Below are 11,412 nucleotides of genomic sequence, written 5' to 3'. Positions count from 1 at the left end.
GACCCGAAGGGTCTGGGCGGCCTCCCTTCGGGCCGGGGGCGGTTTCGACGAACAGGGCGCGGGCGAGCCGGATCCCGCAGGTCACGTCGGGACTCGTCATGCAGGACACGTATGAGCGGCTGTCACTGGCCAGAGATCGTCATGGCGACATGGCAGGGAGGTCGCCTGCCCTGAGTGCTGGTCTTCCAGCCCGCAGCCCAGCCCCACCGGGTCCGGTGAAGCCACGCGCCCGGACTTTCACCAGACGAGCTCGTCGTCCAGTACCACCATCGTCTCCTCGGGCAGTTCCCCACCGAGGGCCATCTCCGCCCAGATGATCTTTCCCCCCGCCGCATAGCGCGTTCCCCAGCGCAGTGAGTACTGGGCGACGAGGAACAGCCCGCGTCCGCCCTCGTCGGTGGCGGCTGCCCGGCGCAGATGCGGGGATGTGCTGCTGCCGTCGGACACCTCGCAGATCAGCGTGTTCCCGTAGAGCAGCCGCGCCTGCACGGGGTCCGTGCCGTAGCGGATAGCGTTGGTGAGCAGTTCGCTGAGGACCAGTTCGGCGACGAACGACGCGTCCGCGAGGTCCCATTCAGCCAGCTTGCGTGCGGCCGACGCGCGTGCCCGGGATACCTCCGCGACATCGAGCGGCACGTCCCAGGCCGCGACACGGTCGGCGGGCAGGCGGTGGGTGCGGGCCACGAGCAGGGCGATGTCGTCGCTCGACGGAGTACGCGGCATCGCCTCGGTCACCGCCAGGCAGGTCTCCTCCGGAGACAGGCCCGGTGCGGCTATGGCGTGGCGCAGGAGCTCGAGACCCTCGTCGATGTCCCGGCGGCGGTCCTCCACCAGACCGTCCGTGAACAGCACGATCCGGCTGCCCTCCGGCAGCTCGATCTCAGCCTCCTCGAACGGATGCCCGCCCACTCCGAGCGGCGGCGCCACCGGGAGCTCCGGATACGTCACCACGCCGTGAGCGGGATCGACCACGGCCGGTGGCAGATGCCCGGCGTGCGCCAGCGTGCAGCGTCCGGTGACCGAGTCGTATACGGCGTACAGGCAGGTGGCGCCGGTCACCGGGCCGCGGTCCTGGTCGTCCTCCGCCCGCTGGTCGGCGTCGATCCGGATCACCAGGTCATCGAGGTGCGCCAGCAGATCGGCGGGCGGCAGGTCGAGGGAGGAGAAGTTGAGAACGGCGGTACGGAGCCGCCCCATCGTGGCCGCGGCGTACATCCCGTGCCCGACCACGTCACCGACGACCAGGGCCACCCGCAGACCCGGCAGCGGAATGACGTCGAACCAGTCACCGCCCACCCCGGCCTGGGCGGGCTGATAGCGCCAGGCCACCTCCAGGGCGTCCTGCTGCGGCAGATCGCGCGGCAGCAGGCTGCGCTGGAGCGTCACGGCCATCGCGTGCTCCCGGGTGAACCGCCGGGCGTTGTCGATCGCCACCGCCGCCCGCGCGGCGAGCTCCTCGGCGAACGAGGCGTCATCCTCGTCGTAGGGCGGCTGGTCCCCGGTCCGCCAGAAGTTGGCCATCCCGAGCACCACACCGCGCGCCTGGAGGGGGACCGTGATGAGCGAGCGGATCCCGTAGTCCAGCGCCTGGCGCGCCCCTTCCGGATCCTGCGCCCGCCAGTTCTCCAGCTCGGTCAGATCCGGGGACAGCACGGCCTGACCGCTGTCCAGGGCCAGGGCCATCGGGGTCGTCGGGATGACGAACCGGATCAGGTCGCCCACGGGCTGGAGCGGCGGGTCGCTCCGGATGCCGAACAGCGCGGTGCGTCGCATCTCGGTGGCCGTCGCCGCCGGCTCGTCCCCGCTCAGCACGTGGTCGAGCAGTTCCACCGTCGTGAAGTCGGCGAACCGGGGCACGGCGACCTCGGCGAGCTCCTCCGCCGTGTGCTGCACGTTCAGCGTGGTGCCGATCCGGACCCCCGCCTCGTACAGCAGCGTCAGGCGTTCCCTGGCGATCTCCGCACGCCCCGACAGGGCTCGCAGCTCGGTGGTGTCGCGCAGGCTGGCGACCACTCCCGGCACGCCACCGTACGGAGCGGTGGGCCGGGTGTTGACGGCGAGCAGCCGGTCGCCGGACAGGAAGACCGTGTCGGAGACCTCTTCGCCGGACACGAGCAGCTGTGTCATCCCGGCGCCCAGATTGAGCTGGGACACGGCCCGGCGGTCAGCGTCCGGGGGCAGATCGAGCAGTCGGCGCGCCTCGTCGTTGGCCAGCACCAGCCGCCCGTCGCCGCCGACGATCAGCACGCCCTCGCGCACCGCGTGCAGCACCGCGTCGTGGTGCTCGTACATTCGGGTCATCTCGGCCGGATCGAGGCCGTGCGTCTGCCGTCGCAGGCGCCGGCTCACCAGTGCCGCACCGCCGGTGGCCAGAGCGAGCGCGCAGGCCGCTGACGCCAGCATCACGGGGAGCTGGCGGTCCAGCAGGTCGGCGACATTGGCCACCTGTATGCCGGCGCTGACCATCCCGACCACTTCGCCCTTGGCGTCGGTGACCGGGACGACCGACCGGACCGCGTCGCGCGGGTGGCCCACGAACGTCTCGGTGAACGACTCGCCTTCGGCCGCGCGTGAGACATCCCCTTCGGCACGGGTGCCGATCAGCGCGGGTACCGGGTCCGTGTAGCGGATGCCCTCGGGGCTGAGCACCGAGATGAAGTCGACCCCCGCCGCGCGCTGCGCCCGGAGGGCGTCGGGCTGGAGGAGCGCGGTGGGATTGGGTGACTTCAGCGCCGCCGCGGTACCCGGCCCGTGCGCGAAGCTCACCGCCGCGCCGAGTGAGCGGTTCTCGGCGTCCTCACGGCTGTCGTAGCGTGCCTGGAGGACGAGCGCGGCCGTGCCCGCGACGACGAGCAGGATCACCACGATGGCCTGGAGCAGGAATACCTGGGCAGCCAGGCTGTGCACGCCGAGCAGGGTTCCCGGACGTCCCCATCGTCCTGCCGGGCGCTCATGCTGCTGCTGATCGCGCTGCTGCGGTCGGCTGGGCGGCTGCGCCGCAGGCAGGTGGGACCGGCGGGATCGTCCGATCATGTTCACATTTCTAGCACTGGGCCGCCCCTCGGGGCGACCGCGCGGGCCACCGGGTGCGGCCGGTCGGGTCAGGTCAGCGTTGGCCGAGAGCGGCTTCGATACGCCGCCGGACCTGCGCCTCGTGGAAGAGCCGCCCGACCAGCGCCCCGCCGTAGACCACGAATCCCACTCCCACGAGCCAGGACTGCAGCACCAGCACGGTTCCGAACGGGCCGTAGGTCACGGCGTTCGCGGCGATCAGCGGTGAGAACACCAGCTGCGAGAAGAACCGCAGCCCGAGCAGTCCCACCGCGGTGGCCGCCGCCCCAGGGGCGAGGGCCTGCCAGCGGATCCGGCCGCACAGCAGCAGCCACTGCGACCACCAGAAGAAGAAGAACGCGCCGACCACGTCCCCGGTCGCGACGCCGACCGTCTCCAGCGCGGACGCGTTCGCCGGGGTCGGGGTGGTGACGAACACCAGCAGCGCCACGATCAGCACGCCGACCCAGACGACGTGGCGCCACATCGTGTGCCAGCGTGCCGTGGGAAGGTCCCACGCCCGTTCGTACCCGGTCTGAACGGCCGAACCGAAGGTCACTCCGAACGCGGCCAGCGCGCCGAGACCCAGCGCCGTCGTCCGTTGGAGCGCTTGCCCGGGGCGGCCGAACAACTGCTCCACCTCTTCCTGCGACACCTCCGCCACGCCCAGGCCCTGGACCAGCCACCGCGCGAACCCCTGGCCGCTCGGCAGGTCCGCCGCCGCGACCACGACCAGCAGCGGAACCAGGGTCAGGAAGCTCAGCGCGGCGAAGCCCATGGCCCGGTGCATCAGCTCCATCTCACGGCCGCGGCTCCAGGCCAGCCCCACCACCGAGCTCTGCACACGCCGGTGCAGGCGTGCGAACCAGTGGCCGTGGTGCGCCGGGTCGCCGTCGTCCGGCGCCCCGAATCTGAAGGGCATGTGGCGTGGCTACCCGTTATGAGGAGGCGACCAGTCCCGGTACCCGCCGAACGGGTGAACCCAGGCCCAGGACCGTGCGGCCTCAGGGCCGCCGTCAGGCCCAGGGGGCGAACTCGAACGCTCGCCCCTGGGCGTCGCGCCGGATCTCCAGCAGGCCCTGTACGGCCTCACGGTCGATCGGGCCGTACACATGCGGGAACTGGGTGTCCGGGGAGACGCCCGGGGGCGGGGATGAGCCCGCGGGCTCGCGTCGTACGGGGGAACGCAGCCGGTCCTCGTCGATCAGCAGTGCCATCAGCGGTCCGGGAGCCTCGCGGTAGTAGGCGTCGGCGATCGCCAGGGCTGTCGGTTCGTCGGGTGAGCAGTGGATGAAGCCCTCCGCGGCGAAGGATGCGGGCGCGTACGGGCGTTCGGGAATGGCGAGCCAGTCGTCGAGCGGTACCACATGGATGATCATCACCCAGTTATAGCCAAGCCTTCCCGCGTGTCGCCTGTCGGCCGGTCTCGGTCACGAGCGATGCCTGGACGCCGTACCGGTGGCGGGACCCTGTCGGCTCCGTGCCGGTCAGGCCGGATGACCCTTCACCCCCGGCTTCCGTCGCCTCCCCGAAAGCGGCCGTGCTCTCGTCGTCGGCGGCGCAGCGGGTCACCACCGGTATGCGCCCGCGCCAGGATGAGTGCCGAGGCCGCGATCACTCTGGACGGAGCGTGGGCCGGCGCGCGAGGCGGCGCTCATGGTCCGGGGAGCCCCCGGCCAGAGGGCGCAGGCGCACCCGGCAATGGAGTACCGCCACGGCCCGGACCGGACCGTTCCGCCCGCGCGTTTCTGCGGCCCATGCCCGACGCGGTGGACTCGCGTGCCTGTCCGACCGCGGAGGGGGCGCGATGACCGCGACGGTCACCCGGCTGATCGGCGTGCTGAACGAGGCCGACCGGTCAGTCTGCCGATCGTGACCGGAAGGTTGTTGTCCAACTGGCGTTTGGACGTGCCCGGTTGATCGTAAGATCTGACTGCTCCCGATCGCCTGGGAGGCTTGCTGTCTGTCCGACGTGGTTGGGAAGGGGCTCGTACTCCGTGGTCGCGGTCCACCGAGTCGTCACATCATGGTTACCCTGCTGAGCATCGCGGGCGGCTGTGCCGTGGCCGCCTCCGTGCTACTCCTGATCTGGGCGCTCGCCCTGCGGCGTGCGCTCGGGCGCGCCCGCCGGCTGGCGGCGGCCCGCGGCGCCGAGGTCGAGCATCTCGCCGCGGTACGCGCACCCGCCGTGGCCGAGCGGCTCAGCCGGGGGCAACGGCCCGAAGGCATACCCGGTCCGCTGAGCCCGGGGCCCGACACGGGGGAGGACTTCGCCCGGGCCCTGGAATCCGTCGTCGCCGCGCTCGGCTCCGATGAGGCCGTGCGCGGGGAGCGAGCCCTGCGGGACTCCGTACAGACGGCCTTCGAGTCCGTCGCACGCTCCGTCCACGCCATGGCCACGGTGCAGCAGCAGGTACTCGACCGCGTCGAACGCTCCATCGAGGACGCCGCTTTGATGGCCGAGGTGATGCAGGCCGACCACGCCGCCGCCCAGATGACCCGCAAGGCCCAGACCCTGCTGGTCATGTGCGGTGTCTGGCCCGCCCGCCGGGAGACCCGCCCGGTGTCCCTCTACGACTGCGTACGGGGCGCCCAGTCGCGCATCGTGGAGTTCGGCCGGGTCGAGATCCACGGCGGGCAGATGCTCCATGTGGTGCCGACCGCCGTCGAGGGCCTGATGCACGCGATCGCCGAACTGCTGGAGAACGCCACCGTGTTCTCGCCGTCCAGCAGCCAGGTTGTCGTCACCATCAGCGAGGTCGGCGCCGGTGCCGTGGTCGCGATCGATGACGCCGGCCTCGGCATGCCCCCCGACGTACTCCACCAGGCCACCGCACGGCTGCGCGACGACCTGGACCTGACACGGCTCGGTGCGGTGCCCCGGCTCGGGCTCGCCTGCGTCGGCCGCTGGACCCGGGAGCTCGGCTTCCAGGTGGAGCTGACCGGGGCGTCCGCGTACGGAGGCACCCGTGCCGTCACCTTCGTACCGCACCGGCTGCTCACCGACCCGCCGCCCCGGTCCACCGCTGCCGCGCGCTCCGGCACGGCAGCGGCGTACCCGCGCACGGACACGGGTGCCGCCGTCGGAGCTTCGGCCGAGCTCGCGGCCGGTGGCGGCCTGCCGAGGCGCCGCAGCCGCCGAGGCGCATGGCAGGCGGGCGTACACCAGGACGCGGGGACACCACTGGAAGGCGCGACCGCCTTCACGACCGCGGCGTACCCGGCGTCCTCCGGCCATCCGGCGCCCACCGCGGACCCGGCGCCCGCCACGCCCGCCGACCGCCCGTGGACCCCGGAGGACGCCCGCGCCTCGATCGCCGATGTGCTCTCCGGAACACGGCGCGGACGCTCGGAGGCGGAGAACAGCAGGACGCCCGAAGGACCCGACCACGAGGGAGGCCGGCCGTGACCGGAACCATCACCAAGCTGCCCGACCTGGGCTGGATGCTGCGACCGCTGACGGAGATCCCGGGCGTCCGGCACGCCGTCGTGGTCTCGGAGGACGGGCTGCGGCTCGGCCATGCCTCCGCCCGCAACCTGACGGGACCGGTGGCCGAACTCAGCGTCGCGGAGGCCGAGTCGCTCTCCGCCGCCGGCGCCGCGATGACCATGACCGGACGGTCCACCGCTGGGCTGCTGTTCGGCGGCGCCGCCAGGGTGCGCCAGCTCATGCTGGAGTCCGACCACGGATTCGTGCTGTTCACCCAGGCCGGAGCGGGCGCGCACCTTGGTGTGGCCACCGACACGAGTGCCGACATCGGCCTGGTCGCCCAGCAGATGCAGCTGCTCGTGGCACAGATCGGCGCGCACCTGAGCACCCCGCCGAGGGACCCGGTGACTCCGCTGAACCCGTCGTCATGACGGACCACACCGAGGGCACGGAGGGTAGGACCACCTCGGCGGTAAGACCGTACGTGATCACCGGTGGCCGGTCGGGCACGGGCGGGGAGCCGCTCGCCTGGGAAACCCTGGTGATGGCCACGGAAGCGGCCTACCCCTCAGCCCTACAGCCCGAGCACGTGAGCATCCTGGCGCAATGCCAGGGCCTGCTGTCGGTCGCCGAGGTGGCCGCCCATCTCGGCCAGCCGTCGTCGGTGGTCCAGGTGCTGCTCACCGATCTCCTCACGTGGGGGCTGATCGTGATCCGCCCTCCGATCCCCACCGCCGAACGAGCCGATGTCACCATGCTGAGAAAGGTCCTACATGGCCTCGAAAGCCGCCTTTGAGGCAACGGACAGGACACCGCGACCGCCAGGGCCGCCCCCAGTGGCGCCGGGTACGCCGCTCGCGGCACCGACCGCGCCGCAGACACCCCACGCCCAGGGGACACCCTCAGCCCCTGGGACACCCCCAGCCCCTGGGACACCCCTCACGCCTTCGACACCCCCAGCCCCGGGCAAGTACCTCACCTCCGGAGTCGTGGGCGCGGCCAAGATCCTCGTCGTCGGCCCGCTCGGCGTCGGCAAGACCACCCTGATCGGGACCGTCTCGGAGATCGAACCGCTCTCCACCGAGGCCGTGATGACCCGCGCCGGGGCCCGCGTCGACACCACCGCGGAGCAGTCCAAGACCACCACCACCGTCGCCCTGGACTTCGGCCGGATCACCATCGACGGCGAACTGGTGCTGTACCTCTTCGGCACTCCCGGCCAGCCCCGGTTCCTGCCCGCCTGGCGCGACCTGGCCAAAGGAGCGCTCGGCGCGCTCGCGCTCGTCGACGCCCGTGACCTGGCAGCCTCCTTCGACGCACTGGGCAACCTCGAGGACCTCGGGCTGCCGTTCGCCGTCGCGGTCAACGACTTCCCCGGCAGCCCCCGGCATACCGCCGACGAGCTCCGCGCCGCGCTGGACCTGCTCCCCGACACACCGCTGGTCTACTGCGACGCCCGTGACACCGCCTCATCCATCCGCGCGCTGATCGCGCTCCTGCGGCACCTCATCGACGTGACGGAGTGCGTATGACTTCGTGGCCCGGACGCTGCCCCGCCACGGCGCTGCATGGACAGCACCTCGACGGCGACGCCATGCCCGTCCTGTACGAGACGCTCCGCGAGCGGCACGGCCCCGTGGCTCCCGTGACCGTCGCACCCGGCATCGAGGCGTGGCTGGTGCTCGGACACCGCGAGCTGCTCCGACTCACCCGTGAGGAGCAGGACTTCTCACACGACCCGCGCCACTGGACCCCGCTGCGTGAGGGCCGGGTGCCGTCCGACTCCCCGATCCTTCCCATGGTCGGCTGGCGTCCCGCGCTGCTGTACGCGGACGGGCAGCAGCACCGCCGGATGCGCGCCGCGGTCTCCGACGCGCTCGCCGGGATCAACGGACACGAACTGCGCCGCAGCGTCCGTACTGCGGCAGAACAGCTCATCGCCTCATTCGCCGCCCGCCGGGGGGCCGACCTCGTACCGCACTACGCCCGCCTGCTGCCCATGCAGGCCATCACCGGCCTGCTGGGGCTGGACGAGCCCACGGGCCGGCGTTTCGTGCAGGCCATCGCCGGGGTGGCCGCCGGTGACGCCTACTCGACCGGCGCCAACCGGCGGCTCGCCACCATCCTGCGCACGGTCATCGAGGAGAAACGACGCAGCCCCGGCCAGGACATCACGTCGGCACTGCTTCACCACCCGGCGGGGCTCACCGACGCGGAAGTGCTGCACAACCTCGTGGTGATGTTCGTCGCGGGCAACCAGACCACTGTGAACTGGATCGCCACGACTCTGCGCATCCTGCTGTGCGACCCGGCCTTCCGCTCCTCGCTCTCGGGCGGCCACCTCAGCGTGGACGACGCACTCGACCTGGTGCTGTGGCGCTTCCCGCCTACACAGAACTTCCCCGCGCGCTACGCCACCCGGGACATCGAGTTCGGCGGGCAGCTCATCAGGGCGGGCGACATGCTCGTACTCGGACTCGCCGCGGCCAACAACGACCCGGCCGTACTGCCGCCGAACGGCGGCCCGATCGCCGGAAACCGCTCCCACCTCGCCTTCGGTGCCGGTCCGCACAGCTGCCCGGCCCAGGACCCGGCCCGGCTGATCACCCGGACCGCCGTGGACACCATCCGGCACCGCTTGCCCGACCTGGAACTGGCCGTCCCGGAAACCGAGCTGGCCTGGATCTCCTCGCCCTGGACCAAGGGCCTCGCTGCGCTCCCGGTCCGTTTCACCGACCCTCAGCTGCCCCTCGCACCTGTGGCCGAGAGCACCGCGCCGCAGCCGATGGCACCACAGACAGGAGACTTCCGTTGAACACCTCATCCATGCCCCCGCACCGGATGGACCCGACCGGTGGCTGCCCGCACGCGGACAACGCCCGTTTGCTCGCCCAGGGCGCCGTCACCCCGGTCGTCCTGCCCGGGGACATCGAGGGCATGGCGGTACTCGGACATGACGCGCTGAAGGAGTTCCTGGCGCACCCCGATGTCGCCAAGGGCGCGGAGCACTTCACCGAGCTCCGGGAAGGCCGGATCCCCGACGGCTGGCCGCTGAAGACCTTCGCGACCGTCCAGGGCATGACCACGGCCGACGGCGCCGACCACCGGCGGCTGCGGGTGCTGGTGAGCAAGGCCTTCACCGCGCGCCGGGTGGAAGCGCTGAGGCCACGGATCGAGACCGTCACCACGATCCTGCTGGACGGCCTGCGGTCCGCCGCGGCCGAAGGGGACGGTGTGGCCGATCTGCGGCGGCATTTCGCCATGCCGCTGCCCATGGGGGTCATCTGCGAACTGCTCGGCGTGGACGCGGAGCACCACGAGCGGCTGCACCACCTGTCGAACCAGATCGTCTCCACGGACATCAGCCCCGAGGAGGCCATCGCCGCCAACCGCGAACTGGTCTCCGTGCTCACCGCCGTCGCCACCGCGCGGATGGCGGACCCGGGCGACGACCTCACCAGCGCGCTGATCGCGGCCCGGGAGGAGGACGGCGACCGGCTCAGCGAGCACGAGCTGATCGGCACCCTGCTGCTGATGATCATCGCCGGGCACGAGACCACGCTGAACCTGATCACCAACGCGGTCCGCGCCCTGTGCGCCCACCGCGACCAGCTGACCCTCGTCCAGGACGGCAAGGCGAGCTGGGCCGACGTGGTGGAGGAGACCCTGCGCTGGGACAGCCCGGTGAGCTACTTCCCCTTCCGCTACCCGACGAGGGACCTCACCGTCGGCGGCACCGTCATTCCCAAGGGCACCCCCGTACTGGCCGGCTACTCGGCCGCAGGCCGCGACAAGGCGGCCCATGGCGCCGACGCCGACCGCTTCGACGTCACCCGCCAATCGGAGGCCCGTCACCTCTCCCTGGGCCACGGCCCGCACTACTGCCTGGGTGCCCCGCTGGCGCGGATGGAGGCCACCATCGCCCTGGAGCGGCTGTTCACCCGCTTCCCCGGCCTTGACCTGGCTCTGCCGGAGCCGGAGCTGACGCGAGACGCCAGCTTCGTCGGCAACAGCGTGCACGAACTGCCCGTACGGCTGGGCGACTGAGGCAGCGGCCCCGGCAGGGGGCTGGAAACGGTGCGTCAGCCACCGCGCCAGTCCCCGGCCCCACCCTCGCGACTGCGGGGATCATCGGCCCAGGGCGCGACGCCGGCACCGTCGGCGACGGAGCTGTCCCGCTGACACCGAGGCCACGAGTAGACGCTCACCATGCGGCGGATCGCAACGGGTCGGGGCCTCCTGGACTCCCGTGTCGCGTCGGCGAAGCCCCGGGCGCTGTACCTGAGGTCGTGGAGAACGGTGGAATGCAGGGGGCTCGACGGGGACCAGCTGAATCCCTTGTGGTTGTGGGAACGCCGGAGGTGGTGGGCGGTGCGTGTCACGGGACTCCGTTCGCAGCGACCGCCAGAATATCTCCTGGCGGGCTACCGGAAGCCCGTCCGTCCCTTCGAACGTGCGTTTTCCATGCGGGTAACCCTAGTTTGCCGGTGTGGACCGCAGCAGCAGTCGGAGCTGCTTCTCCCCGTCGCCCGACACCGCGTGTTCCACCTCGACGGCGAAGCCCGATGTGAGCGCTTCGGCGAGACGGTCCACCGCCGGATACGAGCCGGAGAGCTCGGCGGCCACCGGTGCGCCGAGCGTGGTGGCGGCCACCGGACCCGCGGTGCCGGCGGGTGCCACGTCGTAGGTCGCGGACCACACGGTAGGGTGGCCGTGGCCGACGTCGTGGACGTGTTCCTCGGCGGCACGGTCGCAGGGGTAGGCGGCGAGGAGTGCGCCGAAGACGGCGTCCGCGTCCTGCGGGGAGCCGGTGAGCTGCACTGATACTTCCTCGTGCTTGTCGGCGACCTTCACGGTGACCACCGTCCTCTCTCACGCTGTGCGTACGACGGATACGACGGATACGACCGACTGATACGGCGGGTACGACT

10 protein-coding genes are annotated in these 11,412 nt (G+C 71.7%); 6 read left to right on the top strand and 4 right to left on the bottom strand.

The window, feature by feature from the left end; translation table 11 throughout:
* Positions 1-237: 237 nt before the first annotated feature.
* The 3 genes from ACFWI9_RS19315 to ACFWI9_RS19305 all read right to left on the bottom strand — a co-directional run bounded on the left by ACFWI9_RS19315 (position 238) and on the right by ACFWI9_RS19305 (position 4,430).
* Positions 238-3,033, bottom strand: coding sequence for a SpoIIE family protein phosphatase (locus ACFWI9_RS19315; RefSeq protein ID WP_387163509.1), 2,796 nt, complete (start codon positions 3,031-3,033; stop codon positions 238-240).
* Positions 3,034-3,106: 73 nt separating this feature from the next.
* Complete coding sequence (locus ACFWI9_RS19310) at positions 3,107-3,973, bottom strand: YhjD/YihY/BrkB family envelope integrity protein (RefSeq protein ID WP_387163508.1); 867 nt, start codon at positions 3,971-3,973, stop codon at positions 3,107-3,109.
* Positions 3,974-4,067: 94 nt separating this feature from the next.
* Positions 4,068-4,430, bottom strand: coding sequence for a DUF952 domain-containing protein (locus ACFWI9_RS19305; protein WP_387163507.1), 363 nt, complete (start codon positions 4,428-4,430; stop codon positions 4,068-4,070).
* Between the two features lie 647 nt (positions 4,431-5,077).
* On the opposite strand from ACFWI9_RS19305, the gene ACFWI9_RS19300 reads away from it, so the two are divergent.
* From ACFWI9_RS19300 to ACFWI9_RS19275, 6 genes are all read left to right on the top strand, one after another.
* On the top strand, positions 5,078-6,460 hold the full coding sequence (locus tag ACFWI9_RS19300) for an ATP-binding protein (protein ID WP_387163505.1): 1,383 nt from the start codon (positions 5,078-5,080) through the stop codon (positions 6,458-6,460).
* On the top strand, positions 6,457-6,912 hold the full coding sequence (locus ACFWI9_RS19295; protein ID WP_387163504.1) for a roadblock/LC7 domain-containing protein: 456 nt from the start codon (positions 6,457-6,459) through the stop codon (positions 6,910-6,912). The genes ACFWI9_RS19300 and ACFWI9_RS19295 overlap by 4 nt, the downstream gene beginning before the upstream one ends.
* Positions 6,909-7,277 (top strand): DUF742 domain-containing protein, encoded by a 369-nt coding sequence (locus ACFWI9_RS19290; RefSeq protein WP_387163503.1) that lies wholly within the window; start codon positions 6,909-6,911, stop codon positions 7,275-7,277. Before ACFWI9_RS19295 ends, ACFWI9_RS19290 begins: the two co-directional genes overlap by 4 nt.
* A gap of 193 nt (positions 7,278-7,470) precedes the next feature.
* A complete protein-coding gene (locus ACFWI9_RS19285; protein WP_387163502.1) occupies positions 7,471-8,013 on the top strand; it encodes an ATP/GTP-binding protein in 543 nt (180 codons plus the stop codon).
* Positions 8,010-9,296 (top strand): cytochrome P450, encoded by a 1,287-nt coding sequence (locus ACFWI9_RS19280; RefSeq protein WP_387163501.1) that lies wholly within the window; start codon positions 8,010-8,012, stop codon positions 9,294-9,296. The genes ACFWI9_RS19285 and ACFWI9_RS19280 overlap by 4 nt, the downstream gene beginning before the upstream one ends.
* A gap of 26 nt (positions 9,297-9,322) precedes the next feature.
* Positions 9,323-10,528 (top strand): cytochrome P450, encoded by a 1,206-nt coding sequence (locus ACFWI9_RS19275; RefSeq protein ID WP_387163514.1) that lies wholly within the window; start codon positions 9,323-9,325, stop codon positions 10,526-10,528.
* Positions 10,529-10,957: 429 nt separating this feature from the next.
* Here ACFWI9_RS19275 and ACFWI9_RS19270 read toward each other — a convergent pair whose 3' ends face one another.
* Positions 10,958-11,335, bottom strand: a complete 378-nt coding sequence (locus ACFWI9_RS19270) for a hypothetical protein (RefSeq protein WP_387163499.1) — start codon at positions 11,333-11,335, stop codon at positions 10,958-10,960.
* Positions 11,336-11,412 lie beyond the last annotated feature (77 nt).

This window comes from Streptomyces sp. NPDC127084 (assembly GCF_042724175.1).
Lineage (GTDB): Bacteria > Actinomycetota > Actinomycetes > Streptomycetales > Streptomycetaceae > Streptomyces.
This window is presented reverse-complemented; position numbering and strand designations above follow the sequence as displayed.